Raw genomic sequence first — 24,806 nt, forward strand, 5'->3', positions numbered from 1 at the left:
TCTCCTAATGGTCGGGGACTTCCGACTTGCCCCCACACTAGGATCCGGCGTTTGAGCCGCGTCTGAACGACGCCGCTCACCTCAGGTTCAGGCGGCCGCCGCAGTTTCGCCCAGTTCAGCCGCTGCCCGCAGGCTCGCCCGACCGCCCCGCACGCGTTGCATCAGCTGCGCCAGCGACGCGAAGTCGATCGGCTTGTTCAGATAGGCGTCAGCCCCGGCCTCAAGGCCTGCCTCGTGGTCCTCGTTCCGCGCCGAGGCGGACAGGACGGCGATCGGCGTCTCGGTGTTGACGCCCCTGGTGCGGATCAGGCGCGTCGCGCTCAGACCGTCCATGACCGGCATGTTGACGTCCATGATGATCAGGTCGAACCGCTGCTGGCCCGCCATGTCGACGGCGATCTGGCCATTCTCGGCGGTGGCGGTGCCATGCCCGGCGGAGCCCAGCCAGGCTTCCAGAATCATCCGGTTGACCGGGTGATCCTCGACCACCAGCACGCTCAGGCATTCGCCGTCGCCGACGTCCGCATCAATAGCCTCGGCCTCGGTGACGGCCTGCCATTCGACCACGTCCGCCTCGACCACCAGGGTGAAGGTCGAGCCCTGCCCGACCGTCGAGGTCACGGTGATGTCCCCGCCCATGATGTTGGCCATGCGCCGCGCGATGGTCAGGCCCAGGCCCGTGCCGCCGAACCGGCGGGTCGACGAGGCGTCGGCCTGGGTGAAGGGCTGGAACAACCGCTCCAGATCAGCCTCGGCGATGCCCGCACCGCTGTCGGTCACCGAGAAGGCAAAGGCCACGCGGCGGTCGTTGATGCGGGTCGATTCGATGCGGTAGTCGATCACGCCCTCGTCGGTGAACTTCACGGCGTTGGACAGCAGGTTCTGGATCACCTGGCAGACGCGCAGGGGGTCGCCCCTCACCACGGCCGGCGTTTCGCCGATGAAGGTCGAGCGGAACTCCAGACCCTTGGCCTCGGCCTGGGCCACAAACGGTCCGGTCACGCGGCGATGCAGGTCGTCGAGCGAGACGTCGATGATCTCGAAGGTCATCTTGCCCGCCTCGATCTTGGTCATGTCGAGAATGTCGTTGAGCAGGCTCAGCAGGTTGTCGCCCGAGTTGCGGATGATCGACAGATATTCCCGCTGGGTCGTCTCCAGCCGCGTCGCGCCCAGAAGCTGGGCCGCGCCCAGCACGCCGTTCATCGGCGTGCGCAGCTCGTGCGAGATGACGCCGAGGAAGTTCGACTTGGCCTGGTTGGCGGCGTCAGCCTTGTCGCGGGCGGTCTGCAGTTCCTCGATCAGGTGGGCCTGATGCTCCTGGAAGGCCTTGATCCGCTCCTCGCGCAGCATGGTCATGGTCACCAGCACGAACATGCCGGCTGAGGTGAAGGGCATGATGGCCACGAACGGCCAGAACAGCGGCCCGCCCCACAGGCTGGCCGCGATGATGAGCGCCGCCGCCGTATAGGGCGACGAGATCACGATCGCCTGTTTCGGCGAGCTTCTAAGCTGGGCGAAGACGAGCACATAGCCGCTGACCAGCAGGGCCACGGCAAGCGGCTGTCCGAATGGATGGGGTGCGAACCACGCCATCAGGGGGGCGGAGGCCCAGGCGGCGGTGGTCACGGTGGCCACGGCGGGGAACAGCAGGCCCCAGCCCGCGTCGACCCGGCCGGCCATGCTCTTTTCGAACTTGCCGCGGATGGCCCCGGCGCCGATCGTGCCGATGAACCAGACGATCGCCTGGCCCCAGCCAACCGTGCCCAGCAGGCCGATCGCCCAGCTGCCGATGATGATGTAGCGCAGATACTGGGTCTGCAGAATCGCGGTCAGGGCCTGCGCAGCCTCGCTGGCGCTGACTCCTGCCGACCGACCCGAGTCGAGGCTTTTGCCGATATCCTCGGATCCGACCATACGTCCCCCAACGTCCCAGAAGCTAACGGACGTGACGCTAGGACGAACGTTCTAAGACGAAGTGAACGTTCGCGTGTCCTCAACTCCCGGCTTCATCAGGCGTCTGGGCCTTGATCGACAGGGCGTGGACCGGCCCCGCCAGCTCTTCGGCCAGCACGGCGTTCACCGAGCGCTGGCGCTGCACCCGCCCGGCTCCCGAGAACGCCTGTGACACTATAGTGAGGTTGAAGTGACTTTCGCCGCCCGGTTTGGCGTCCATGCCGCCCTCGTGATGGTGTCCGGCGTGCCTGGCGCTGTCATCTTCGAGCTCAAGCCGTGTCGGCTGGAACGCGGCTGTGAGTTTTTCCCGCATAATCGACGCGATAGGGCCTTCCGGCATGTGGGTTTCCTTGATGGTGACCAATTCGACCCTACACTGGGGTCAATGCCAGCGTCATTCGATTACAAACCCCGTTTCAAGGACATGCGGATCAAACCGCCCAAGGCCGGCGAAGCCGAAGCCGAGGCCGATGTTCTGCACCTGAAGCCCGGCGAGAAGCCGTGCGATTATCCCGACTGCCTGAAGGCGGCGACGGCCAGGGCGCCGAAGTCGCGCGAGCGGCTGAACGACTTCTATGAATTCTGCCAGCCGCACGCGGCCGAGTATAACAAGAGCTGGAACTTCTACGCCGGCATGAACGAGGCCCAGGTCCGCGCGGCCAAGGAAAACGAGGCCATGACCGGCGGCCGTCCCACCTGGGAAATGAAGGCCGGCAAGAACTCGCGTGAGGCCGCCGCCTTCGCCTCCAAGATGGGCGCCACCCGGGCGGAAGGCGCCGCCGGCTCCTGGCAGGACAGCTTCGGCCTGTTCGGCCGCCGCGTCCGCGAACAGGCGGTGCGCGAGGAAGAAGGCCTGCGAATCGGCAAGCTGGAACGCCAGGCCCTGGCCGACCTGGATCTGGACCTCCGCACCGACAAGCCGGGCATCAAGGCCCGCTATCACGAGCTGTTGAAACGCTTCCACCCCGACCTGAACCAGGGCGACCGCGGCGCAGAAGCCAAGCTCCAGCGCGTCATCAAGGCCTACAAGACGTTGAAGAAGGCGGGCCTGGCCGCCTGACGCCCCTCTCCCGCAAGGAGAGGAAGTCACTATCTAGGGCTCCTCACACTCAGGAGCCTCCCGATGAACATTCTCTACACGGCCCACGCCACCTCGACCGGCGGCGGTCGCGACGAAGGTCGTTCGACCACCGACGACGGCAAGATCGACGTCCTGCTGTCCCTGCCCGCCGAAATGGGCGGCAAGGGCGGCGCGGGCACCAATCCGGAGCAGCTGTTCGCGGCCGGTTATGCCGCCTGCTACATGGGCGCCCTGCGTCTGGTCTCGGGCAAGGCGGGCACGCCGGTCGGCCCGGACACGAAGATCCACACCAGCGTCGGCATCGGGCCGAACACGCGCGGCGAGGGCTTCAACCTCGACATCGCCATCAAGGTCACCGACCACGGCCTCGACAAGGCGACCATCGACGACCTGATCGCCAAGGCCCACCTGGTCTGCCCCTATTCCAACGCCACCCGCGGCAACGTCGACGTGGACCTGTCGGCGGAATAACTGACCAGCGGAGCCGCGCGCGTGTTGAGCCGCGCGCGCGGCGCCTCTAGATGAGGCCCATGGCTCCTCTCCTCGACGCGACCCCCGATCCGCTGCTGACGTTCGAACCCCACCGCAAGGTCTCCGTGCGCGAGGTCTTCGGCATCGACTCCGACATGGTCGTGCCCATGTTCGACACGGTCGACAGCCATGTGCCCGAGGTCGATCCGGCCTACAAGTTTGACCCCCAGACGACGCTGGCCATCTGCGCCGGCTTCGCCTTCGACCGTCGCGTGATGGTCCAGGGCTATCACGGCACCGGCAAGTCGACCCATATCGAACAGGTCGCGGCCAAGCTGAACTGGCCGACGATCCGGGTGAACCTGGACAGCCACGTCAGCCGCATCGACCTGGTCGGCAAGGACGCCATCGTCCTGAAGGACGGCAAGCAGATCACCGAGTTCCGCGAGGGCATGCTGCCCTGGGCCCTGCAACGCCCGATCGCCCTGTGCTTCGACGAATACGACGCCGGTCGCCCCGACGTGATGTTCGTGATCCAGCGCGTGCTGGAGGCCCAGGGCCGCCTGACCCTGCTGGACCAGAACCGCGTCATCCGCCCCAACAAGTGGTTCCGCCTGTTCGCCACCACCAACACCATCGGTCTGGGCGACACATCCGGCCTGTATCACGGCACCCAGCAGATCAATCAGGGCCAGATGGACCGGTGGAACATCGTCACCACCCTGAACTACCTCGACCACGACGTTGAGGCCGAGATCGTCGCCGCCAAGGCCCCCGAGTGGAACACCGCCGACGGCAAGCGCGCCATCGCCGCCATGGTCCGCGTCGCCGATATGACCCGCAACGCCTTCATGAACGGCGACATCTCGACCGTCATGAGCCCGCGTACCGTGATCACCTGGGCCCAGAACGCCACCATCTTCGGCGGCGACCTCGGGCTGAGCTTCCGGCTGACCTTCCTCAACAAGTGCGACGAGCTGGAACGGCCGACCATCGCGGAGTTCTACCAGCGGGCGTTCGGGGAGGATCTTCCCGAGGCGGCGACGCGGGTGAAGGTGGGGTAGGCTGACCAATCTAGCGGCTAAGTCGCAGAAGAAGGACGCTGCAAGTTGGCAAAGGTAGAGTTCTTCGTCTTCTTGGAATCTTCGGACAGGCTTCACAGGCACCTTTGCCAACTATCCCTCTTGATCGAGGCCTATCTTACCGCTGCCCACCGTAGCCTTTCGGCCCCAGGGGCCACGCCTCAACAGATGGTTTTCGCCAGTCGTGCGGTCGATATGCAGATCAGTCTTCCGATCGGGGGCTACGTCGAGGCTGCCACCAAGGGGAGGTATCCTGAACGCATCCATTTCATGATCACCAGTGGACTGGGGCCACCGGACGAAGTCCTGGCCGCCTACAGTGCCCAAGTGGCTCTTCCGATCTTCGGCAACATCATGGGAACCCAGTTCCTGATTTTCATTGAAGAACACTTGGACTGGATTAAATCTTTCTATGGTTCCGATACAACGCGCTGGCCAGAGACGATAAACTTCGCGAGATTGATCAGAAATGCCGTATCCCACGGCGGCTACGTCACGATCACCAATAAAAACTCCAAGCCTGTAGAATGGCGCGGATTGGTTCTATCGTCCGCCGATACTCGCCAACACATAATCGGCTCACTCCTCACCGTTCCCGACCTTCTTCTGCTGATGATAGACGTAGCGGAGATACTTGATCAGGCTGAAGCTCCCTCACTCGTATGAGAACCAAGCGCCTAAGCCGCCCTAGGCGTAATCATCTCCAGCGCAGGCCCAATCCCAAGGGTCCCATCCCCCTCCGCCTCACCGTGCACCTCGGCGAAGGCCGGGGTGCAGAGGCACACTCCGTCGGCTGAAGGAGGCACGAAAACCGGCCGACCCTTCCACAACTGGCCCGTGATCTGGACCCCGGCCTTCGCCGGGGTGCACGGTGAGGGGATAAGGCCGCCCGGCCGGTCTGACTGCTCAGGGTTCGCGGACCTGCCGTTTCACATCCGCACGCTCCGCCACCCGGTTCCGCTTCCAGAACGCACGCCTGGTATCGCGCAGATGCTTCCACCACGCCGAGAGGCTCGGCGGCGTCGCCAGATAGCCCTTCTTCACCGACGCCATCACCACCCTCCGTGCACCCCGGCGAAGGCCGGGGTCCAGATGCACACTCCGCCGGCTCAAGCAGGCATGCAACCTTGACTTGCTTTCCTACCATTCGTCCTGTGATCTGGATCCCGGCCTTCGCCGGGATGTACGGGAGGATGGAATGGCGCGTCAGGTTCTCGTCGGCATGAGGCGCGACGGCGGTCCCATCGGCTTCTGGGTCTACATCATGGCCAACAAGCGCAACGGCACGACCTATGTCGGCCAGACCGACGACCTTGGCCGTCGAGTCCATCAGCATCGCAACGGGACGGGTTCCGACTACACGCGGAAGTACGGTTGCAAGACATTGGTCTGGGCGGAGTGGCACGAGACCCGCGCCGGCGCCTTCCGTCGCGAGCGACGGATCAAGGAGTGGAAGCGGTCCTGGAAGCTGCGCCTGATCGAGCAGAAGAACCCGACCTGGTCGGACATGCTTGAGCACTACCTTGGCTGACCCCTCCCCCACATCCGTGCACCCCGGCGAAGGCCGGGGTCCAGATCACGCGTGCAGGCGCTGGGATGGGCCACCGGTGATTCCGATCAAGCGACAGTCTGCTCCATCTGGACCCCGGCCTTCGCCGGGGTGCACGGTGAGAGGGGGTTAGCCCGCCGCTCCATTCCGCCAGGTCCGACCCGCCAGCATCCGGACGTGCTCCCGCACCCCCTCGGGCCACGCCTCGACCGTCGCATCAAACGCGGTCCAGTCCCCCGCGAACAGCATCCGCGTCGCCTCTTCATACCCCGGCAGGTCCCCCGCCACGGCGGTCATGAACCGATAGGCCGCCTCGCGTCCCTTGCGCACCCGGTCCGGCCCCTCGGCCTCGCGCAGGGCGCCTTCGACCAGTTTCCGCAGCGCCACCGACGCCCCGCCGGGCTGGCCGGCCAGCCAGTCCCAGTGGCGCGGCAACAGGGTGACCTCGCGCGCCGTCACCCCCAGCTTCGGCCGCCCGGGACCACGCTTCTCCTCGACCGGAGGCGCCAGGCGCTCCAGCACGGCCTCCAGGTCGCCGCGCAGGTCGAACTCGATCGGGCGGGCGTCGGCGTCGTCGAAGACCAGCACGCTCTCCCCCGCCTCGGTCGCGGCCTTGACCGCGCCGACGATCTCGCGCGGCGAGCCGGACGCGATCAGGCGATGGCCGGCGAAGGCGGTGCAGGACTGGACGGATGCGGCGGACATGACGGGCTTTCCTCGAAATCGAGGCTGAATTTACCCGGACGAAACCTTGCCGTCAATATCGCCCGGGTTAATCCCGCGCGACAGGCCGCCGGTCATCCGGGATGATCGAGCCTGCGATCCAGCTGACCACGCCCGTCACGATCGCTGCGCCCACGCCCGCCCACAGCCCGTCGACCACGAACCCGCCGAGGAAGCTCGCCACAATCCCGATGGTCGCTGCGTTCACGACCAGCAGGAACAGCCCGAAGGTGATCACCGTCAGCGGGAAGGTCACGAACACCAGCACCGGCCGCACGATGGCGTTGACCAGCCCCAGCAGCACCGCCGCCGCGATCAGCGACCCGGTCGACAGGAACTCCACCCCCGGCACCAGATACGCCGCCAGCCACAGTCCCAGGGCCGTCACCACCGCCTGAAGGATGAATCTCAGCATCTCGTCGTTCCCGGTTTCGCCATTATCGTCACGCTTGATATCGCCATGCCTTAACAGGCTCGCAAGGACCAATGTTCAAGGAACCTGAGCGGTTCGCGCGCGCTATCCCGACACGCCTCCCCGGCACACTCTCAGCAAGGATTTCAACCATGACCGACGAACGCATCGAAGGCGCCGTGACCGGCGTGAACGGCAAGCTGAAAAGCGGCCTCGGCAATCTCACGGGCGATACGAAGCTCCAGCTTGAAGGCAAGTTCGACGAGGTGAAGGGCAAGGCCCTGGACTACTACGGCCGCGCCATCGACCAGCTGGAAACCCTCTCCGACCGCGCCCCCGAAGACCTGCGCGGCCCGGTCAAGACCGGCCTCGACTTCGCCCGTCGCAAGCCGCTCCTGACCACCGGCATCCTCGCCGGCATCGCCTTCCTGATGGCCGGCTCGGGGCGCCGCCGCTACTAGGCGCATTCGCCCGGACAAACGAAAGGCCCGGGATCGCTCCCGGGCCTTTTGCTTTGGGCGGAGGCGGCGGTCGCTAGACCGCCACCCCGTCGACCGTCTCCTTCACCGGACCGCCACTGGCGGCCTTGACGTCGAAGACGATCTTGCCGTCCTTCAGCTCGACCTTGACATGGCCGCCGCGCGTCAGACGTCCGAACAGGATGTCGTCGGCCAGCGGCTTCTTGATGTTTTCCTGGATGACCCGGCCCAGGGGGCGCGCGCCATACAGTTCGTCGAAGCCGTTCTTGGCCAGCCAGTCGGCCGCATCGTCGGTCAGCTCGATGGTGATGTTGCGATCCGCCAGCTGGGCTTCCAGCTGCAGGACGAACTTGGTCACCACCTGACGGATCACGTCCGGCTGCAAGGCCTTGAACGAGACCACCGCATCCAGACGGTTGCGGAACTCCGGCGCGAACAGGCGCTGGATGGCCTTTTCGTCCTCGCCCTCGACCTTGCCGCGACCGAAGCCGATGGAGGCCCGGGCGTTGTCGGCGGCGCCCGCATTGGTGGTCATAATCAGGACCACGTTGCGGAAGTCGACCTTCTTGCCGACCGCGTCCGTCAGCATCCCGTTGTCCATGACCTGGAGCAGGATGTTGTAGACGTCGGGGTGGGCCTTCTCGATCTCGTCCAGCAGAACCACGGCGTGCGGATGCTGGTCGACCGCGTCGGTCAGAAGCCCGCCCTGGTCATGCCCGACATAGCCCGGAGGGGCGCCGATCAGGCGGCTGACCGTGTGCCGCTCCATATATTCCGACATGTCGAAGCGCAGCATCTCGATGCCCAGGGTCGACGCCAGTTGCTTGGCCACCTCGGTCTTGCCGACGCCGGTGGGGCCGGCGAACAGGAACGACCCGATCGGCTTTTGCGGATCGCGCAGACCGGCGCGGGCCAGCTTCATGGCCGAGGCCACCTGTTCGATCGCCGCGTCCTGACCGAAGACGGCCCGGTTCAGGTCCTTCTCCAGCTCGCGCAGGCCTTCGGTGTCGGACTTGGAGACCGACTTCGGCGGGATGCGGGCCATCTTGGCGACGACGGCCTCGACCTCCTTCTGACCGATGACCTTCTTCCGCTTGTTCTCGGGTAGCAGCATCTGCGACGCCCCCGCCTCGTCGATCACGTCGATCGCCTTATCGGGCAGCTTGCGGTCGGTCATGTAGCGGGCCGACAACTCGACCGCCGAGCGGATCGCCGCGTCGGTGTAGCGCAGCTTGTGATGCCCCTCGTAGGCGGTCTTCAGCCCCTTCAGGATCTTGACCGTGTCCTCGACCGTCGGCTCATTGACGTCGATCTTCTGGAAGCGCCGCACCAGGGCGCGGTCCTTCTCGAAATGCTGGCGGTACTCCTTGTAGGTCGTCGACCCCATGCAGCGCAGGGTCCCCGAGGCCAGAGCCGGCTTCAGCAGGTTGGACGCATCCATCGCCCCGCCCGAGGTCGCGCCAGCGCCGATCACCGTGTGGATCTCGTCGATGAACAGGATCGCGTCCTCGTGGCTCTCCAGCTCCTTCACGACCTGCTTCAGCCGCTCCTCGAAGTCGCCGCGATAGCGCGTCCCGGCCAGCAGGGCGCCCATGTCGAGCGAGTAGATGGTCGCGCCCTTCAGCACGTCCGGCACCTCGCCCTTGACGATCTTCAGGGCCAGGCCCTCGGCGATGGCCGTCTTGCCGACGCCCGGTTCGCCGACCAGCAGCGGGTTGTTCTTGGTCCGGCGGCACAGGATCTGGATCGCCCGGTCCACCTCGGCGTGACGGCCGATCAGCGGGTCGATCTTGCCGTTCTTGGACTTCTCGTTGAGGTCGACGCAGTAGGCTTCCAGAGCCTCTCCGCCCGACTTCACGGCGGCGGCGTCCTCCGCCTCTTCCGGCGACTGGCCGCCGGTCTTGGCCGGGCGTTGTTCGCTCATGCCCGCCTTCTTGGCGATGCCGTGGGCGATGTAGTTGACCGCGTCGTACCGCGTCATGTCCTGCTCCTGCAGGAAATAGGCGGCATGGCTCTCGCGCTCCGAGAAGATCGCGACCAGCACGTTTGCGCCGGACACCTCCTCGCGGCCCGAGGACTGGACGTGGATCACCGCGCGCTGGATCACGCGCTGGAAGCCGGCGGTCGGCTTGGCGTCCTCGCCGTCCGAGGTCGCGAGCGCGGCCAGGTCGGTGTCGACATAGAGCGTCAGCGCCGTCTTCAGCGCAGTCAGGTCGACATTGCAGGCCTTCATCACCGCCGAGGCATCGGCGTCATCGACCAGGGCCAGCAGCAGATGTTCGAGCGTCGCATACTCGTGGCGGCGTTCGTTGGCGTAGGAGACCGCGCGGTGCAGGGTCTCTTCGAGAGGACGTGAAAACGAGGGCATGGGAGGATCCTCTCAGTCTTTTTCCATAGTGCATTGCAGCGGGTGCTGGTGACGGCGCGCCGTCTCGACCACCTGGGCGACCTTGGTTTCGGCCACTTCGTAGGTGAAGACGCCGCACACCCCGACGCCATGCTGGTGCACATGCAGCATGATGCGGGTCGCGTCCTCGCGGCTCTTCTGGAAGAACCGCTCCAGCACATAGACGACGAATTCCATCGGCGTGTAGTCGTCGTTCAGGATCAGCACCCGATAGAGCGAGGGCTTCTGAAGCTTGGGTTTCGTCTCGGTGATCGTGCCAGCGCCGAAGCCCTGATCCTGTCCTTCACCTGGCCTTTTGGTTGGCATCGTCGTCCGTCATTTCGGGGGAGTCGAAACGCTATGTAGGAAGTGTCAGCCGGTTTTGGAGTCGCGTCCAGTCACGGCTGTCGTGAACAGGCTGCGGCTCTTGATCGCCGGACAAGCAAAAAGACCCCCCGGATCGCTCCGGGGGGCCTTCGGCAGTCTACGCTACTGTGGTCGCCTTAGCGGGCGGCCTGGAACTTTTCGACCGAGGCGGTGACGCGCTCGTTGATGGGCTTGAAGCTGTCCTTGACCGAACCGGTCACGGTCTCGGTCATCTTGGTGACTTCCGAGAGGTAGGTTTCCATCGCCGACTTGGCGAAGTTGGTCTGCAGCTCGATCAGCTCCTGGATCGAACGGGCCTGCGAGATCGTCTGGGCGGCGGCGACGCCGTTCTCCCAGCTCGACTTCGAGTACGAAACGACCTGGGCCGACAGGGCCTCGGCGCCCTTCTGGGCGGCGGCGGCCGAAGCGGTCAGGGCTTCGAGGTTCTGCTTCGACTGGGCCGACAGCTCGGCGATCGTGGCCGAGGTCTTCTCGACGCCTTCGCGCAGGGCTTGCGTGCCCTTGACCTGGAACTGCTCGGCCTGCGCCTTGAACTGCTCGCCCTGGACCTTGGCGGTCGTGGTGGCCTGCTCGATGGTCTTCTTCACGGTGGCGGCGGTGTCAGTCATGGTAGTCTCCTGAACCAGATGGATCGCGGGTTGGCCCCGCTGAATGTGTCTCTCCCCGGGCGAGTCCCGGTTCGATGACGCTCATATGGTGCAAGTGCGAACACGCGTCAAGGACTTTTGTGCACTGCAACATGTTATCAGCGATAACCCTGTCCGGCCCGGTTCGCGCGTCAGGATTGGTTCGTTCAAATCCGCGTTGATACCTGCTTAACCACCGTGAAACCTGACGGCCCCATGCTAGGCTCATCACTTGCGTCGCGCCGGGGGGCCGTCGTCGCGTCACGGGATTGAGAGGCTTCGCTTGGCGATGATGCGTAACGGATCGACCCCCATGCGCCGCGTGATTGCAGGGCTCTGCGCCCTGACCATGCTGGTCGGCCTCGCCGGCCTCGGCCTCAGCCGGGTTCAGGCCCAGTCGGGCGAAAACAGCCGCTACGCCGCCATCGTCGTCGACGCCGGGACAGGAGAGGTCCTGTTCGCTCGCCACGCGGACAGCCGCCGCTATCCGGCCTCGGTCACCAAGATGATGACCCTCTACCTGACGTTCGAAGCGCTGGAGAAGGGTTCGGCGACCCTCGACGACGTCCTGACCGTGTCGCCGCTGGCCGCCTCCCAGCCGCCTTCGAAGCTGGGCCTCGCCGCCGGCCAGACGATTCGCCTCGACGACGCCATGCGCGCCACCACGGTCCGGTCCGCCAACGACATGGCCATGGCCATCGCCGAACACATCGGCGGCTCCCAGGCCCGCTTCGCCTCCATGTCCACACTGAAGGCCGAAGAGCTGGGCATGACCCAGACCCGCTACGTCAATCCGAATGGCCTGCCCGACAGCCGCCAGCTGACATCGGCTCGTGACCTGGCCATCCTGGCCCGCGCCATCATGCGCGATTACCCCCAGTATTACAGCTACTTCGGCCTGCACGACTGGAACTATCAGGGTCGTGAGTACCGCAACACCAACGGCCTGCTTCTGAGCGGCCAGGGCTACGACGGCATCAAGACCGGCTTCACCAACGCCTCGGGCTACAATCTCGCCGCCTCGGCCGTGCGCAACGGCAAGCGCGTGATCACCATCGTGCTCGGCGGCCGGTCCAGCCCGACCCGCAACGCCCATGTCGCCGCCCTGATGGACACAGGGTTCGAGGTCGAGAACCGGCGCGCCGCCGGCGAGCGTATCCAGACGGCCCAGACCTTCTTCGAGGCGCGCGGCTTCGGCATTGGCGGTCCAGACACCGGCGGTGCGGTCGCCTACGCCGCCCTCAACGGCGCGCCGGCCGAGGTCGAGGAAGGCCAGGGGTCCGGCAGCGTCGCATGGACCGCTCTGCCGACCCCGGCGTCCCAGCCGACGCAGCCCACCTCGCCGCCGGGCTACACCCGCGCCACGCCGGTCCCGCCCGCAGCCGCGCCTGCCGCGCCGCCCGTTCGCCGGGCCGAGGTCGCAACGCCACCGCGCAACGGGAACCTGACTGCCAGCCTCAACGGAGGCGTCGCCCCGCCCGCCGGCTCGGCCTCAACAATGAACCGCGGCGCCGTCGCCAATCCGCCGCGTCCGGCGGCAACGCCCCCGGCGCGCGCAGCGACGCCGCCCGCCGGCCGCTGGTCGGTCCAGGTCGGAGCCTTCCGTGATGAGACCGTGGCCGGCAGCTGGCTGACCGAGGTCAATCGCCGGTTCCGCGCCCAGTTCACCAGCGCCGGACGTGATGTCGTGACCGTCGCCGGCTGGCATCGCTCGCGCTTCACCGGCATGACCGAAGCGGCCGCCCGCAGCGCCTGCGAAGCCCTCGACGCCCGCCGCGTCACCTGCATGGTGGTCCGCCCGGGGGGATGATTCCCCGCCCCTCTCCCCTTGCGGGAGAGGGAGGCGGCGCACGAGAGCGTAGTGATCGTTCTTGCGCCGGCGGGTGAGGGGTGATTCCGTCCCTCGCCGGTGAGCACGGTCCAATCCCAACTCAGGCGCCCGCGCGACCCCTCATCCGTCAGCCTTCGGCTGCCGCCTTCTCCCGCAGGAGGAGGAAATCGTCCCATACCCATCAACACATCCCCCCAGGATCTCAACGATTTCAACGCCCGGGTCTATTTAGAGCCTTTATGTGCGCCCCCTCCCGGGCCGGGCTTACACTGTGTCCGTCCCGTCGCATGGGGAAGGCGTCCTGGGCCCAGGACCCGGACGTGCGGCGGGGCGCGATCGAGCGGGAAACTGTATCGCTGCGCGCGGCCGAGGACCCTGATCTGGCGTTGAACCTGGATCTGCGGAGGCACGAACCGGCGCTGATGCAGGACTGTCCATGGGGTGACAAACCGTGGAGCCCGGAGGGGCCTGACATCCTCCGCCCGTCGCGGGCCGAGGTCGGACAGGGTTTAAGCGGCGCAAAGCGTGGGGGTCGAAAACGACGAAAACCTCACAGGCTGCACGAAGCCCGTCACCGGCCGCTCGCGTGAACCGGTCGCGACGGAGCCCCGGCGCGAGCCGAAAATTCTCATCCGGTCCCCGTAACGCGAAAGCAGGGGGCCACATCGGTTCCGGGCGACCGCCCTGGCTCCGTCCACTTCCCCGACCCGTTCACAGCGGAAGAGCGATGAATCGCGTCCAGCATTTTCCCTCCCCCGCGGGGGAGGGAAAATACCGCGATCGGATCAAGTCGCCGGCAACGCCTTCAGATCGGTGTCGATGGCAGCGATTATCGCCGGCGTGACAGCGCCGCCCGACATCGGGGCGACCTGGGGCAGGGTCATGTCCTGGAACTGCGGCAGGGCCGGATGCTGCGAGACTCCCGGCAGGTGTTTCTCGACCACGGCGGCGGTGGCCGGATTGGCCAGCAGGTCCTTGATGGTGCTGTTGATGGTCGGCAGGGCGGCCGCCGTCGCGGGAGCGGGCGGGGCCGGGGTCGGCGCAGTCTGGGCGAAGGCGGTGGTGGAAAGGGCCGCGAGGGCGGCGGCGGCGAGAACGGTTTTGATCATGGAAACACTCCGGCAGGGAAAGGCAGTCAGATGACCCGCAAATCGCGACGGGCTCAAGACAGGAACTTTCGCTGCGACGCACGCGGCGCTAGGAAAGCCGGATGACCGACACCCTCTCCTCCTCGAAACTGATCCAGGGCCGCACCGGCGACTGGGAAATCGTCATGGGCCTGGAAATCCACGCCCAGGTCGCCTCGAAGGCCAAGCTGTTCTCCGGCGCCGCCGTCGGCTTCGGCGCGGGCCCCAACGAGCAGGTGTCGCTGATCGACGCGGGCTTCCCCGGAATGCTGCCGACCCTGAACAAGCATTGCGTCGAACAGGCCGTGAAGACGGGCCTGGGCCTCAACGCCGCGATCAATCGGAAGAGCCAGTTCGACCGGAAGAACTATTTCTACCCCGACCTGCCGCAGGGCTATCAGATCTCGCAGCTCTACTTCCCGATCGTCGGCGAGGGCGTCGTCGAGGTCGAGGCCGAGGACGGCTCCTTCTTCAACGTCGGCATCGAGCGCCTGCATCTGGAACAGGATGCGGGCAAGCTGATCCACGACCTCTCGCCGGTCGCCTCCTATGTCGACCTGAACCGCGCCGGCACGGCCCTGATGGAGATCGTCTCGCGTCCCGACATCCGTTCGCCCGAAGAGGCCGTCGCCTACGTCAAGAAGATCCGCACCATCCTGATCTACCTCGGCACCTGCGACGGCGACATGGAGAAGGGCAATCTGCGCGCCGACGTGAACGTCTCGGTCTGCCGTGCGGGGAACTACGCGAAGTTCAAGGAAACCGGGGACTTCAAGTTCCTCGGCACCCGCTGTGAGATCAAGAACGTCAACTCGTTCCGCTTCATCTCCCAGGCCATCAACTACGAGGCCCGTCGCCAGATCGAGATTCTCGAGGATGGCGGCAAGATCGTTCAGGAGACCCGTCTCTACGACCCGACGGCCGGCGAAACCCGCTCGATGCGGTCCAAGGAAGAGGCGAACGACTACCGCTACTTCCCCGATCCCGACCTGCTGCCGCTGGAGCTGGAACAGGCCTGGATCGACGCCATCAAGGCCGACCTGCCCGAACTGCCGGACGCCAAGCGCCGGCGCCTGATGGCCGACTACGGCCTGTCGCAATACGACGCCGTCGTCCTGATCTCGGAACAGGCCAAGGCCGACTATTTCGAGGAGGCCGCCAAAGGCCGTGACGCCAAGCTGGTCGCGAACTGGGTCACCAACGAGCTGTCGGCGCGCCTCGCCGCCGCCGGCAAGGACTTCTCGGAGAGCCCCCTGCCCGCCTCTCAGGTCGCGGAACTGGTCGCCCTGATCGAGGAGGGTGTCATCTCCTCCAAAATCGCCAAGGAGGTCTTCGACCACGTCTGGAACGGCGAGGGTTCGCCCCGCGCCGTCGTCGAGGCGCGCGGCCTGGTCCAGGTCAACGACACCGGCGCCATCGAGAAGGCCGTCGACGAACTGATTGCCGCCAACCCTGACAAGGCCGCCGCCGTCGCCGAGAAGCCCCAGGCCCTCGGCTGGTTCGTCGGCCAGGTCATGAAGGCTACCGGAGGCAAGGCCAACCCGGCCTCGGTGAACGAGATCCTGAAGGCGAAGCTGGGGCTCTGAGATCGCGATGCGTGCTGATCAGCCGCCGACCCTGCGTCTGAACGGCACGCTGCGCCCCGACGCCTGGCGTGCTGCCTTTGCGGCGCACCGGCGGCTGCATGTGCCCGAGATTCTCACGCCCCGCTCGGCGCGGGAGCTGCACCAGACCCTGGTGGACGCCAAAGACTGGGTGCGGTGCATCCACCTGGCGGCGGATCAGGATGTCGACATCACCATGGCGGAACTGGACGCCATGACCGAGTCGGACCGGGTCGCGCTGGAGCATTCGCTGGTCGATTCCTCGACCGACCACATCAAATACGTCTTCGACAAGATCCGCATAAGCTCGCAGCTGGAAGCGGGGGCGGCGTCGCATCGCCGATGCGTGCGATCCACGATTTCGTCAACGGCCCCGCCTTTCTGGACTTCTTTCGTCGGCTGACCGGCGACACGCGTATCGCCAGGGCCGACGTGATGGCGACGCGCTATCTGACTGGTCATTTCGCCAGCGCCCACGCGGACGAACTGCCGAACGCGAAACGGCTCTATGCCTACGTCCTGAACCTGACGCCGGGCTGGCATGCCGACCAGGGCGGAGTGCTGGTGTTCCTCGACCAGGACGGCCATGTCGCGGAGGGCTATGTGCCGCGATTCAACGCGCTGAACGTCTTCGCCGTACCGCAGACGCATGCCGTCTCGGTCGTTTCCCGGCTCGCGAAAGCGCCCCGACACTCCGTGACAGGCTGGATCCACGCCATTTGAAGACGAAGAAAAGCCCGCCCGGATCGCTCCGGACGGGCCTTTTCTTCAGTCCAACGGCATCTAGTTGGCGAGCAGTGACAGGATGACGCCGGTGGCCAGGGCCGCGATAACGACGTCGCCGGTGTCCGTGCGGTAATAGCCATAGCCGCGCGGGGGCTGGCGCCAGCCGTAGCGGTTGTAGTCCCGCACGTACCAGCGACTGCGGTACTCGTAGGGCAGGGTTCCGCCGCGATAGTAGCGCTGCTGACGATACCCATAGGCGTTGCCATACGGCGGGGCATGATAGCGACGGTCGTCGTAGCGGCGATCGCGGCGATAGTCGCGTCGATCGTCCCGGCGATCCTCGCGCCGCTCCCAGCGCTCGTAGCGGCCGTCGCGGTCACGGTCTCCGCCACGCCACTGTTGGGCGGAAGCAGCGACGGGCGCGGCGAGCGTGGCCAGGGCCACAGCGCCGATGACGAAAAGATTGGTCTTCTTCATAGCACTCCTCCTTGGACGGGTGCGCGAGGTGAAGCGCGAGATGCCCGACCTTGAGACGAAGTTTCGTCGTCCCGGCATGAACTCAAACTGAACGGGACGTTAAGGAAGGCGGTCACGTACGGGCCCGGGAATCAGATACCTTTGGTTGTCGGAACCCCAGAGACCACCTCATGCGCACTGTCGTCCTTCTCGCCCTCGCCGCCATTGCCATCACAGCACCGGCCACCGCTCAGGAGACGGCGCGAAGGTACACGATCGATTTCTCGGTAATGAAGGACGGTGCCCCGGTCGCTTCGGCCCGCGCCCTGATCGCGGAAGGCGGACAGGCTGAGATCAATCTGGTCGCGGCCGACGGTGCCTACACCTTCACGGCCGATCTCCAGCCTGAGCAGGGCGACGGCGGCGAAGATCGCCTGATGCTCGAGGCCTACGTCAACCGTGACGGCGAGGACCTTGCACAGCCCCGTCTGCTGGTCGAGCGCGGCGGTCGGGCCCTCATGCAGATCGGATCTTCAAACGCCAACTCGAACGGGCTTCAGGAAGGCGTTCAGATCAGCCTGGCGCCGGTTGCCGAATGATCTGTCGCGGGCAACGGGCGGCAGCGGCGACCTCGGCCGCCAGCACCGACTTCACGACCAGGGGCGTATCCGTTGCGATGACCACAGCACCCTGGTCGAACAGGGCGCGATACTCCGACGGATCGCCATCCGCCGCATACTGGTCGTCAAGCCGCCGCCCCGGTGCGCCGAGCGTGCCGAACTGGGCCTCGACGCCTGCCTCGGCCAGCGACCGCCACAGCGCCGGCCGGACTTCGCGCGTCCCGGTCCAGGCGAGGATCTGCGGCGGGTTCAGTCCCTCCAGCCCCGCCAGATCGTTGAGCCCGGCGGACATCATCATCTCGGGCGCCAGGGTCGCCACGGCGCGCGCCGTTTCCGGCGAATAGGTGATCAGGATGACCCGGTCCTGCGCATCGGCAGCCCGCACCTCGGCGATCACGGCCCGCGCCAGGGTGATCGTCGCCGCTTCGTCGGCGGGCTTCAGGTCTATGCTCGCGATCGCTCCGACCCGACCGGCGGCATCCAGCGCCTCGCCCAGCGTCGGCGGCGCCGCGTCGGTCACCTCGCCGTTGGTCGCCTCCAGTCGCGCCGCGCGCACCTCGGCAAATGTCAGGTCCGCGACCCGGCCAGTCCCCGTCGAGGTCCGCTCCATGGTCTCGTCGTGCATCAGCACCAGCTTGCCGTCACGGGTCAGGGCCGCATCGATCTCCAGGATCGCGCCCGGGATCGCCCGCCCCGTCGCCTCGATGGCGGCGATGGAGTTCTCTGGCTGGTCGTCTGCCGACTGGGCACGGTGGGCGGACACGGCAACGCCGCCGCCCTGTCTCACACAGTCGAAATAGGCTGCAAGGGCCGGATCGCCGGATGCGCTCCGCATCGGCGTGGCCGCGCATCCGGAAGCCAGAAGGGCGGTCATCAGCGCAGGAGCGAGGAAGCGTGTCATGAGGCAGCCTGTACGATCGGGATCGTCCTCATAGCCCTCCGGATCGACGGGCGTAAGACAGCCACATCCCTTGCCCGAGCCTGCGGGCCGACGCATGTTCGCGGCCAACGGATATCGGGAGAGAATCGGTTGCAGGATCTTGTGGCTCCAGCCCTGGGCACGCTCGCGGCCGTCGCCGTCGGCGGCTATCTGCTGGGGTCCATCCCGTTCGGCGTGCTGATCACCCGCGCGGCCGGCGCGGGCGACGTGCGCAACATCGGCTCCGGCAATATCGGCGCGACCAATGTCCTGCGTACAGGCCGCAAGGACCTGGCGCTGGCCACCCTGCTGCTCGACGCCGGCAAGGGCGCCGCCGCCCTGCTGATCGCCCGTCATCTGTTCGGATCGGAAGCCGCGGGCGCCATCGCGGGCGGCGCGGCCTTCCTGGGCCACCTGTTCCCGGTCTGGCTGGGCTTCAAGGGCGGCAAGGGGGTGGCGACCTTCTTCGGCCTGTTGATCGCCGCGTGCTGGCCGCTGGGCCTCATGGCCGGGGCGACCTGGCTGATCGTCGCCTTCGTGCTGCGCTACTCGTCGCTGGCCGCGCTCGTGGCCGCCGCCGCGGCGCCGGTCTATGCCCTGCTGCCGATCACCGCCCTCGGCCTGCCCGCGCCGCAGCCGATCTTCGTGCTGGCGATCGTCACGGCCGTGCTGATCTACATCCGCCATCACGAGAATATCGGCCGTCTGCTGAAAGGGGCCGAACCTCGCATCGGCGCCGCGAAGACGTGAGCCTTCCGGAAGCCGAGCGCTTCGCCCGCCTGCGCCTCGCGCGCGCCGAGCGGGTCGGCCCGGTTTCCTTCCGCCAGCTTCTGGACCGGTTCGGCAGCGCGGAGCGGGCGCTGGAGGCCCTGCCCGACCTGATCCGAAAAGGCGGCGGCCACGGCTACAGCCTGCCGCCCGTCGAGCAGATCGAACAGGAACTGGCCGCCGGCGACCGCGCCGGAGCGGCGCTTCTGGTGCTGGGCGACGCCGCCTATCCGCCGATGCTCGCCGCCGTCGATCCGCCGCCGCCCCTTCTGTGGACCCGGGGCGATGCGGCCCTGCTCTCGCGAGAGGCCGTCGGCGTCGTCGGCGCCCGGATCGCCTCGGCGGGCGGCCAGCGGATTGCGCGCGGCCTCGCCCAGCAAATGGGACAGGCCGGGTTCGTCGTCGTCTCCGGTCTGGCACGAGGCATCGATGCCGCAGCCCACGCCGGATCTCTGGAGACGGGCACGGTGGCGGTGCTGGGCGGCGGGGTGGACGACGTCTATCCGTCCGAGAACGCGGGCCTCTACAAGCAGATCGTCGAGCAGGGCTGTGTCGTCTCCGAAAGCCCGATGGGCGTGCGGGCCCAGGCGCGGGATTTCCCGAGGCGGAACCGAATCATCTCCGGCCTGTCGCGCGGCATCATCGTGGTCGAGGCCGAACTGCGGTCGGGCTCCCTGATCACCGCCCGTCTGGCCAATGAACAGGGACGCGATGTCTTCGCCGTGCCCGGCTCGCCGCTGGATCCCCGGTCGAAGGGGCCGAACGAACTGCTGCGTCAGGGGGCCATCCTGTGCGAGGGCATCGACGACGTCCGCCGCGCCTTCGAGACGCTAAGGACCCTGAGCGAGCCGCCAGCCGGCACGCCCTTCGATGGGGCTCCGGACGAGATCGACGCCGCATTCCTGGACCGGGTCGCCGATCTGCTGTCGCCGACGCCGACGCCGCGCGACGAGATCGCCCGCGCCCTGAACGCGCCGATCGGAGAGGTGGCCGCCGCCCTTCTGGAACTCAGTCTGGTCGGGCGGGCGACATTGCTGCCCGGCGGATCGGCGTCGATCTAGACCGACATGGACTACCCCGCCGATGGCCTGTGCAGATTGGTCGGTTGACAGGGTTCGCATCCCTGACCACGTTCCACCCCCCTCCTCCCAGACTGAGCCGTAATGAATCTCGTCATCGTCGAGAGCCCCGCAAAGGCCAAGACCATCAATAAATACCTCGGCCCGGACTTCGAGGTTCTGGCGTCCTACGGGCACGTCCGCGACCTGCCGTCCAAGGACGGGTCGGTGAAGCCCGACGAGGACTTCGCCATGGAATGGGAGGTCGACGCCAGGGCGTCGAAGCGCCTGTCCGAAATCGCCGAGGCCGCCAAGCGCGCGGACCGCGTCATCCTGGCGACCGACCCCGACCGCGAGGGAGAGGCGATCAGCTGGCATGTGCTCGATGTACTGACCAAGAAGAAGGCGCTGAAGGACACTCACGTCGAGCGCGTCACCTTCAACGCCATCACAAAGGCGGCCGTGCTCGAAGCCATGGCCAATCCGCGCCAGCTCGACATGGAATTGGTCGAGGCCTACCTGGCCCGCCGCGCGCTGGACTATCTGGTAGGCTTCACCCTGTCGCCGGTGCTGTGGCGCAAGCTTCCGGGCGCCCGTTCGGCCGGACGGGTGCAGTCGGTCGCCCTGCGTATCGTCGTCGACCGCGAGATGGAGATCGAGCGGTTCAAGGCCCAGGAATACTGGTCGATCGAGGCCGATCTGGCCGCCGACAGCCCGCCCTTCACGACCCGTCTGGTCAAGCACGAAGGCAAGCGGATCCAGCGTCTGGATATCCCGTCGGAGGCCGTGGCCTTCGCGGCGCGTGACGCCATCAACGCCGGCGACTTCACCATCCGGTCGATCGAGAAGAAGCCGGTCCGCCGCTTCCCCTCCCCGCCCTTTACCACCTCGACCCTGCAGCAGGAGGCGTCGCGCAAGCTGGGCTTCGACGCCCAGCGCACCATGCGCGCGGCCCAGAAGCTGTACGAGGGCGTCGACGAGACCGGCGGCCTGATCACCTATATGCGGACCGACGGCGTCCAGACCACGCCGGAGGGCATCGCCCAGGCCCGCGAGGTCATCGGCGAGACCTTCGGACCGGCCTTCGTCCCGGCCGAGGCCCGCTACTACAAGACCAAGGCCAAGAACGCCCAGGAGGCGCACGAGGCGATCCGCCCGACCAACATCGCCCGCCGCCCCGACAGCCTGCGGCTCGAGAGCGACCTGCAGCGCCTGTACGAGCTGATCTGGAAGCGGATGGTCGCCTCCCAGATGGAGGCCGCGCGTCTGGACCGGACCACGGTCGAGGTCGAGACCCCGGACGGACAGACCGGCCTGCGCGCCACCGGACAGGTCGTGACCTTCGACGGCTTCCTGGCCGTCTACGAGGAAGGCCGCGACGAGAAGCAGAAGGGCGCCGAATCCGAGGAGGACGACGATTCGACCCGCCTGCCGGCGCTCAAGGAAGGCGCCAGGGCGAAGGTCGAGGCGATCCGCACCGAACAACATTTCACCGAGCCGCCCCCGCGCTTCTCGGAAGCCACCCTGGTCAAGAAGCTGGAAGAGCTCGGCATCGGCCGTCCCTCGACCTACGCCTCGATCCTGACGACCCTGCGCGACCGCGAATATGTCCGCATGGACAAGAACCGCTTCTATCCCGAGGACAAGGGACGGCTGGTCACGGCCTTCCTGGAGCAGTTCTTCCGCAAGTGGGTGGAATACGATTTCACTGCGGCGCTGGAGACGCGCCTCGACGAGGTTTCGGCCGGCGAGCTGAACTGGAAGGTGCTGCTGCGCGAGTTCTGGACCGACTTCCATGTCGCCACCCAGGCGGCGGGCGAGCTGCGCACCACGGCCATCCTCGACGCCCTGAACGAGAGCCTCGGCCCGCACATCTTCCCGATGAAGGAAGACGGCTCGGACCCGCGGGAATGCCCCCTGTGCAAACAGGGCCAGCTCAGCCTGAAGACCAGCCGGTTCGGCGCCTTCGTCGGCTGTTCGCGCTATCCCGACTGCAAGTTCACCCGGCCGGTGGCGGCCCCCGATGCGGCCGACGGCGGCGCCGATGGCGGCGACCGGGAGCTGGGCGTCGATCCGGTGACCGGCCTGCCGGTGCAGCTGAAGATCGGACGCTTCGGCCCCTATGTCGAAACCGCCGTGCCCGACGAGGAGAAGCCGAAACGCTCCTCCCTGCCCAAGGGCTGGAGCCCGGCGTCCCTGACGCTGGACCAGGCGGTGAGGCTGCTGGGCCTGCCGCGTCCCGTGGGCGACCACCCCGAGGACGGCAAGCCGATCACGGCGGGCCTGGGTCGTTATGGGCCGTTCATCCTGCACGCCGGCACCTATGCCAATGTCGCCGACATCGACGAGGTGTTCGAGATCGGCCTGAACCGCGCCGTGGTCCTGCTGGCCGAAAAGCGGGCCGGCGGTTTCAAGGGCCGGGGCGCCGCCACCGCGCCGCTGAAGGACCTCGGCGCCCACCCGGAGACGGGCGAGCCGGTCCACGTCATGGCCGGCCGCTTCGGGCCGTATGTGAAGTCGGGCAAGATCAACGCCACCCTGCCCAAGGGCACGGCGCCCGAGGACATGACCATGGACGTGGCTGTGCCCCTGCTGGCCGCCCGCGCCCTGGTCGCGCCCAAGCCCAAGAAGGCGCCGGCGAAGAAGGCGGCCCCCAAGGCTGCTGCGGCGAAGAAGCCCGCAGCGAAGAAGCCGGCCGCGAAGAAGCCGGCCGCGAAGAAGGCTCCTGCGAAGAAGCCCGCCGCGAAGAAGGCGGCGGCGGAGTAGTCGTCGGGCTCCCGCCGGCTCCGGCTGGCGGGGTCCGGGCCTTCGGGACTCCGGAGAATTCAGTACAGATCGTCCACTGAGTCCGGCCGGCCCGAACGCGAAAACACCGTCCGATGCGTCCGAAGCGTTCGCCCATGGTGATCCCCTCCGCACGAAAGGGATCAGTATGGGGGTGTTTCAGGGGGTGATGGATAAAAGGCCTATCGTCAGAGCCGGACTTTGATTTCAAAGGCGGATTCGGACGATGTGTTGATGGGTATGGGGCTGATTTCCTTCTCCCCTTGCGGGAGAAGGTGGCAGCCGAAGGCTGACGGATGAGCGGTTGTACCGGCAGCTGAAGTGAGTTGAGCCAGCGCTGACCTTCGACGTCAGCGCGACCCCTCATCCGACTTCGCTTCGCTCAGCCACCTTCTCCCGCAAGGGGAGAAGGACCGCTTCGGCAGGGATCGCCTCTCACGGCAGCGAGAATTGCAGCGACAACCTCGTGCCGCCGGTTCTCGATGTCGGCATTGGCGAACCGTAGCACGCGGAAATTCCGTTCGCGCAGGAAGGCGTCGCGTTCGACGTCATGAAGACTGGCGTCATGCGTCGGGCCGTCCGCTTCGACGATCAGACGGTGACGCAGGCAGACGAAGTCGGCGATGTAGCGGCCGATCACGACCTGTCGCCGGAACTTCAACCCTTCCAGCCGGCGATCCCGCAGCAGCTTCCACAGACGGCGCTCATAGAGCACCGGCTCCCGCCGCATCAGCTTCGCGCGATCATGGAGCCATTCATCCATAGGCTGTTCTAGCCCTTCTCCCCTTGCGGGAGAAGGTGGCAGCCGAAGGCTGACGGATGAGGGGTCACACCGGCGGCTGGAGTGGGCTGGGACAATGCTGACTTTCGACGTCAGCGCGACCCCTCATCCGACTTCGCTTCGCTCAGCCACCTTCTCCCGCAAGGGGAGAAGGACCGGAGTGTGCGGCCGACGCCGTCTCCACCCCCGGCCAGGCGGCGAACACCGGCTCGGCCGTCGGCGAGCGGAGGCGGTTGCGGGAGCAGAGGAAGAAGAGGTTGGTCAGCGCGCTTACGTGATCAGTTTTTGGATTTGACCAGCCGTCTCGATCAACTTTTCAGAATTGGCAGCTAGGCCTTCGATTATCGCGATCCGACCTGCCCAACGTTCGATGGATGGCCAGATTTGGCCTACAAATTCGGTCGCAGACGGACTCGTCTTTTCTATCCGACGCAATCTGATTACTAAGTCAAAGTATGCTGAATACGCAGCATCGAATCCCAACATATCGACGTTTAGCACAAAGAATTTCAGAGCCATGAGCTGATCTTCTAAGGTACTTTTTACCTGTCCAACCTGATCTGACGCAGCAACTAGACCGGCCAGAGCATCAATTTCCGCTGCAATCTCCGCGAGTTCCGGCTTAGCGACGAGATATGGAGCAGTTGTTGGACCGTAGAATCCGACAATGATTGCAAACTGAGAGACAAGGATGTCGGGGTTCGCAACGTAGGACGCCGTCGTGGTATTCAGACCGCCGGGGCCGAACACCGATCTCAGTTGGTTGATCTGCTGGATTAAGCCGTCTCGTCCCTCAGCTTCCATGCGCTCATCGTTTTCGATGACATACTTTGCCGCAGTCAGTTGCCGCTGAACCTCATTCAGGAACGGAAAAAACTCCGGACTCTCCGGCGTGATGCCCTTGATCGCCTCGATTGTAGCTATAGCGCTGGGCGACGCGCGGGTTTTCGCGCCGTCACGCACCATTCTGGCGATTTCTAGGA

27 protein-coding genes are annotated in these 24,806 nt (G+C 66.3%); 14 read left to right on the forward strand and 13 right to left on the reverse strand.

Features of this window, described 5'->3' with window-relative positions; genetic code table 11:
• Window positions 1-87 precede the first annotated feature (87 nt).
• Window positions 88-1,914, reverse strand: a complete 1,827-nt coding sequence (locus tag ACW17Y_RS09920) for an ATP-binding protein (RefSeq protein WP_492035552.1) — start codon at window positions 1,912-1,914, stop codon at window positions 88-90.
• Window positions 1,915-1,993: 79 nt separating this feature from the next.
• Entirely contained in the window at window positions 1,994-2,293 is a 300-nt protein-coding gene (locus tag ACW17Y_RS09925; protein WP_492038282.1) for a BolA family protein, read from the reverse strand.
• Window positions 2,294-2,338: 45 nt separating this feature from the next.
• Between ACW17Y_RS09925 and ACW17Y_RS09930 the strand changes: the two genes are divergently transcribed.
• The 4 genes from ACW17Y_RS09930 to ACW17Y_RS09945 all read left to right on the forward strand — a co-directional run bounded on the left by ACW17Y_RS09930 (window position 2,339) and on the right by ACW17Y_RS09945 (window position 5,253).
• Window positions 2,339-3,013, forward strand: a complete 675-nt coding sequence (locus ACW17Y_RS09930; RefSeq protein WP_492035553.1) for a J domain-containing protein — start codon at window positions 2,339-2,341, stop codon at window positions 3,011-3,013.
• 63 nt (window positions 3,014-3,076) lie between these two features.
• Window positions 3,077-3,505: an organic hydroperoxide resistance protein gene (locus tag ACW17Y_RS09935; protein ID WP_492035554.1), complete on the forward strand. Its 429-nt coding sequence runs from the start codon at window positions 3,077-3,079 to the stop codon at window positions 3,503-3,505.
• A 59-nt stretch (window positions 3,506-3,564) separates the two neighbouring features.
• On the forward strand, window positions 3,565-4,569 hold the full coding sequence (gene cobS, locus ACW17Y_RS09940) for a cobaltochelatase subunit CobS (protein ID WP_492035555.1): 1,005 nt from the start codon (window positions 3,565-3,567) through the stop codon (window positions 4,567-4,569).
• A 120-nt stretch (window positions 4,570-4,689) separates the two neighbouring features.
• Complete coding sequence (locus ACW17Y_RS09945; protein WP_492035556.1) at window positions 4,690-5,253, forward strand: hypothetical protein; 564 nt, start codon at window positions 4,690-4,692, stop codon at window positions 5,251-5,253.
• Window positions 5,254-5,493: 240 nt separating this feature from the next.
• Here the strand turns inward: ACW17Y_RS09945 and ACW17Y_RS09950 are convergent, their stop codons facing one another.
• The gene (locus tag ACW17Y_RS09950; RefSeq protein WP_492035557.1) at window positions 5,494-5,640 is read right to left on the reverse strand and encodes a hypothetical protein; all 147 of its coding nucleotides are present in this window, start codon (window positions 5,638-5,640) and stop codon (window positions 5,494-5,496) included.
• Between the two features lie 145 nt (window positions 5,641-5,785).
• On the opposite strand from ACW17Y_RS09950, the gene ACW17Y_RS09955 reads away from it, so the two are divergent.
• The gene (locus ACW17Y_RS09955; RefSeq protein WP_492035558.1) at window positions 5,786-6,118 is read left to right on the forward strand and encodes a GIY-YIG nuclease family protein; all 333 of its coding nucleotides are present in this window, start codon (window positions 5,786-5,788) and stop codon (window positions 6,116-6,118) included.
• A 147-nt stretch (window positions 6,119-6,265) separates the two neighbouring features.
• Here ACW17Y_RS09955 and ACW17Y_RS09960 read toward each other — a convergent pair whose 3' ends face one another.
• Window positions 6,266-6,841 carry a DUF2239 family protein gene (locus tag ACW17Y_RS09960; protein WP_492035559.1) on the reverse strand — a complete coding sequence of 192 codons (576 nt, stop codon included), beginning with the start codon at window positions 6,839-6,841 and terminating at the stop codon, window positions 6,266-6,268.
• A 67-nt stretch (window positions 6,842-6,908) separates the two neighbouring features.
• Complete coding sequence (locus tag ACW17Y_RS09965) at window positions 6,909-7,274, reverse strand: phage holin family protein (RefSeq protein WP_492035560.1); 366 nt, start codon at window positions 7,272-7,274, stop codon at window positions 6,909-6,911.
• A 149-nt stretch (window positions 7,275-7,423) separates the two neighbouring features.
• Between ACW17Y_RS09965 and ACW17Y_RS09970 the strand changes: the two genes are divergently transcribed.
• Window positions 7,424-7,732, forward strand: coding sequence for a CsbD family protein (locus tag ACW17Y_RS09970; protein ID WP_492035561.1), 309 nt, complete (start codon window positions 7,424-7,426; stop codon window positions 7,730-7,732).
• A gap of 73 nt (window positions 7,733-7,805) precedes the next feature.
• On the opposite strand, the gene clpA is transcribed toward ACW17Y_RS09970, so the two are convergent.
• The 3 genes from clpA to ACW17Y_RS09985 form a co-directional block, all read right to left on the reverse strand.
• Window positions 7,806-10,118 carry an ATP-dependent Clp protease ATP-binding subunit ClpA gene (gene clpA, locus ACW17Y_RS09975; RefSeq protein WP_492035562.1) on the reverse strand — a complete coding sequence of 771 codons (2,313 nt, stop codon included), beginning with the start codon at window positions 10,116-10,118 and terminating at the stop codon, window positions 7,806-7,808.
• Window positions 10,119-10,130: 12 nt separating this feature from the next.
• Window positions 10,131-10,463 carry an ATP-dependent Clp protease adapter ClpS gene (gene clpS / locus ACW17Y_RS09980; protein WP_303694323.1) on the reverse strand — a complete coding sequence of 111 codons (333 nt, stop codon included), beginning with the start codon at window positions 10,461-10,463 and terminating at the stop codon, window positions 10,131-10,133.
• A 176-nt stretch (window positions 10,464-10,639) separates the two neighbouring features.
• The gene (locus tag ACW17Y_RS09985) at window positions 10,640-11,131 is read right to left on the reverse strand and encodes a phasin family protein (protein ID WP_492035563.1); all 492 of its coding nucleotides are present in this window, start codon (window positions 11,129-11,131) and stop codon (window positions 10,640-10,642) included.
• Between the two features lie 331 nt (window positions 11,132-11,462).
• Here ACW17Y_RS09985 and ACW17Y_RS09990 point away from each other — a divergent pair, with 331 nt between their 5' ends.
• Window positions 11,463-12,959 carry a serine hydrolase gene (locus ACW17Y_RS09990; RefSeq protein WP_492035564.1) on the forward strand — a complete coding sequence of 499 codons (1,497 nt, stop codon included), beginning with the start codon at window positions 11,463-11,465 and terminating at the stop codon, window positions 12,957-12,959.
• An 806-nt stretch (window positions 12,960-13,765) separates the two neighbouring features.
• On the opposite strand, the gene ACW17Y_RS09995 is transcribed toward ACW17Y_RS09990, so the two are convergent.
• Window positions 13,766-14,089, reverse strand: coding sequence for a hypothetical protein (locus ACW17Y_RS09995; RefSeq protein WP_492035565.1), 324 nt, complete (start codon window positions 14,087-14,089; stop codon window positions 13,766-13,768).
• A gap of 101 nt (window positions 14,090-14,190) precedes the next feature.
• On the opposite strand from ACW17Y_RS09995, the gene gatB reads away from it, so the two are divergent.
• The 3 genes from gatB to ACW17Y_RS10010 are packed head-to-tail and all read left to right on the forward strand — an operon-like array spanning window position 14,191 to window position 16,434.
• Window positions 14,191-15,693, forward strand: a complete 1,503-nt coding sequence (gatB, locus tag ACW17Y_RS10000) for an Asp-tRNA(Asn)/Glu-tRNA(Gln) amidotransferase subunit GatB (RefSeq protein WP_492035566.1) — start codon at window positions 14,191-14,193, stop codon at window positions 15,691-15,693.
• Window positions 15,694-15,700: 7 nt separating this feature from the next.
• The gene (locus ACW17Y_RS10005; protein WP_492035567.1) at window positions 15,701-16,114 is read left to right on the forward strand and encodes a hypothetical protein; all 414 of its coding nucleotides are present in this window, start codon (window positions 15,701-15,703) and stop codon (window positions 16,112-16,114) included.
• A gap of 32 nt (window positions 16,115-16,146) precedes the next feature.
• Window positions 16,147-16,434, forward strand: a complete 288-nt coding sequence (locus ACW17Y_RS10010; RefSeq protein WP_492035568.1) for a 2OG-Fe(II) oxygenase — start codon at window positions 16,147-16,149, stop codon at window positions 16,432-16,434.
• A gap of 60 nt (window positions 16,435-16,494) precedes the next feature.
• Here the strand turns inward: ACW17Y_RS10010 and ACW17Y_RS10015 are convergent, their stop codons facing one another.
• Window positions 16,495-16,914, reverse strand: a complete 420-nt coding sequence (locus ACW17Y_RS10015) for an RcnB family protein (RefSeq protein ID WP_492035569.1) — start codon at window positions 16,912-16,914, stop codon at window positions 16,495-16,497.
• Window positions 16,915-17,084: 170 nt separating this feature from the next.
• Here ACW17Y_RS10015 and ACW17Y_RS10020 point away from each other — a divergent pair, with 170 nt between their 5' ends.
• Complete coding sequence (locus ACW17Y_RS10020) at window positions 17,085-17,492, forward strand: hypothetical protein (protein ID WP_492035570.1); 408 nt, start codon at window positions 17,085-17,087, stop codon at window positions 17,490-17,492.
• Here the strand turns inward: ACW17Y_RS10020 and ACW17Y_RS10025 are convergent.
• A complete protein-coding gene (locus ACW17Y_RS10025) occupies window positions 17,467-18,510 on the reverse strand; it encodes a glycerophosphodiester phosphodiesterase family protein (protein WP_492035571.1) in 1,044 nt (347 codons plus the stop codon). The two genes, ACW17Y_RS10020 and ACW17Y_RS10025, sit on opposite strands and share 26 nt — an antisense overlap.
• 33 nt (window positions 18,511-18,543) lie before the next feature.
• On the opposite strand from ACW17Y_RS10025, the gene plsY reads away from it, so the two are divergent.
• From plsY to topA, 3 genes are all read left to right on the forward strand, one after another.
• A complete protein-coding gene (gene plsY / locus ACW17Y_RS10030) occupies window positions 18,544-19,182 on the forward strand; it encodes a glycerol-3-phosphate 1-O-acyltransferase PlsY (RefSeq protein WP_492035572.1) in 639 nt (212 codons plus the stop codon).
• Complete coding sequence (gene dprA, locus ACW17Y_RS10035) at window positions 19,179-20,261, forward strand: DNA-processing protein DprA (RefSeq protein WP_492035573.1); 1,083 nt, start codon at window positions 19,179-19,181, stop codon at window positions 20,259-20,261. Before plsY ends, dprA begins: the two co-directional genes overlap by 4 nt.
• A gap of 102 nt (window positions 20,262-20,363) precedes the next feature.
• A complete protein-coding gene (topA, locus tag ACW17Y_RS10040) occupies window positions 20,364-23,024 on the forward strand; it encodes a type I DNA topoisomerase (protein ID WP_492035574.1) in 2,661 nt (886 codons plus the stop codon).
• A gap of 400 nt (window positions 23,025-23,424) precedes the next feature.
• Here topA and ACW17Y_RS10045 read toward each other — a convergent pair whose 3' ends face one another.
• A complete protein-coding gene (locus ACW17Y_RS10045; RefSeq protein WP_492035575.1) occupies window positions 23,425-23,805 on the reverse strand; it encodes an endonuclease domain-containing protein in 381 nt (126 codons plus the stop codon).
• A gap of 288 nt (window positions 23,806-24,093) precedes the next feature.
• Entirely contained in the window at window positions 24,094-24,789 is a 696-nt protein-coding gene (locus ACW17Y_RS10050; RefSeq protein ID WP_492035576.1) for a hypothetical protein, read from the reverse strand.
• Between the last annotated feature and the right edge of the window lie 17 nt (window positions 24,790-24,806).

Source organism: Brevundimonas sp. AVps7, assembly GCF_058681545.1.

Coding starts and splice junctions, on each gene's coding strand:
- ACW17Y_RS09920 (WP_492035552.1), bottom strand. CDS start 1,914: ATGGTCGGATCCGAGGATATCGGCAAAAGCCTCGACTCGGGTCGGTCG.
- ACW17Y_RS09925 (WP_492038282.1), bottom strand. CDS start 2,293: ATGCCGGAAGGCCCTATCGCGTCGATTATGCGGGAAAAACTCACAGCC.
- ACW17Y_RS09930 (WP_492035553.1), top strand. CDS start 2,339: ATGCCAGCGTCATTCGATTACAAACCCCGTTTCAAGGACATGCGGATC.
- ACW17Y_RS09935 (WP_492035554.1), top strand. CDS start 3,077: ATGAACATTCTCTACACGGCCCACGCCACCTCGACCGGCGGCGGTCGC.
- cobS (WP_492035555.1), top strand. CDS start 3,565: ATGGCTCCTCTCCTCGACGCGACCCCCGATCCGCTGCTGACGTTCGAA.
- ACW17Y_RS09950 (WP_492035557.1), bottom strand. CDS start 5,640: ATGGCGTCGGTGAAGAAGGGCTATCTGGCGACGCCGCCGAGCCTCTCG.
- ACW17Y_RS09955 (WP_492035558.1), top strand. CDS start 5,786: ATGGCGCGTCAGGTTCTCGTCGGCATGAGGCGCGACGGCGGTCCCATC.
- ACW17Y_RS09960 (WP_492035559.1), bottom strand. CDS start 6,841: ATGTCCGCCGCATCCGTCCAGTCCTGCACCGCCTTCGCCGGCCATCGC.
- ACW17Y_RS09965 (WP_492035560.1), bottom strand. CDS start 7,274: ATGCTGAGATTCATCCTTCAGGCGGTGGTGACGGCCCTGGGACTGTGG.
- ACW17Y_RS09970 (WP_492035561.1), top strand. CDS start 7,424: ATGACCGACGAACGCATCGAAGGCGCCGTGACCGGCGTGAACGGCAAG.
- clpA (WP_492035562.1), bottom strand. CDS start 10,118: ATGCCCTCGTTTTCACGTCCTCTCGAAGAGACCCTGCACCGCGCGGTC.
- clpS (WP_303694323.1), bottom strand. CDS start 10,463: ATGCCAACCAAAAGGCCAGGTGAAGGACAGGATCAGGGCTTCGGCGCT.
- ACW17Y_RS09985 (WP_492035563.1), bottom strand. CDS start 11,131: ATGACTGACACCGCCGCCACCGTGAAGAAGACCATCGAGCAGGCCACC.
- ACW17Y_RS09990 (WP_492035564.1), top strand. CDS start 11,463: ATGCGCCGCGTGATTGCAGGGCTCTGCGCCCTGACCATGCTGGTCGGC.
- ACW17Y_RS09995 (WP_492035565.1), bottom strand. CDS start 14,089: ATGATCAAAACCGTTCTCGCCGCCGCCGCCCTCGCGGCCCTTTCCACC.
- gatB (WP_492035566.1), top strand. CDS start 14,191: ATGACCGACACCCTCTCCTCCTCGAAACTGATCCAGGGCCGCACCGGC.
- ACW17Y_RS10005 (WP_492035567.1), top strand. CDS start 15,701: ATGCGTGCTGATCAGCCGCCGACCCTGCGTCTGAACGGCACGCTGCGC.
- ACW17Y_RS10010 (WP_492035568.1), top strand. CDS start 16,147: ATGGCGACGCGCTATCTGACTGGTCATTTCGCCAGCGCCCACGCGGAC.
- ACW17Y_RS10015 (WP_492035569.1), bottom strand. CDS start 16,914: ATGAAGAAGACCAATCTTTTCGTCATCGGCGCTGTGGCCCTGGCCACG.
- ACW17Y_RS10020 (WP_492035570.1), top strand. CDS start 17,085: ATGCGCACTGTCGTCCTTCTCGCCCTCGCCGCCATTGCCATCACAGCA.
- ACW17Y_RS10025 (WP_492035571.1), bottom strand. CDS start 18,510: ATGCGTCGGCCCGCAGGCTCGGGCAAGGGATGTGGCTGTCTTACGCCC.
- topA (WP_492035574.1), top strand. CDS start 20,364: ATGAATCTCGTCATCGTCGAGAGCCCCGCAAAGGCCAAGACCATCAAT.
- ACW17Y_RS10045 (WP_492035575.1), bottom strand. CDS start 23,805: ATGGATGAATGGCTCCATGATCGCGCGAAGCTGATGCGGCGGGAGCCG.
- ACW17Y_RS10050 (WP_492035576.1), bottom strand. CDS start 24,789: ATGGTGCGTGACGGCGCGAAAACCCGCGCGTCGCCCAGCGCTATAGCT.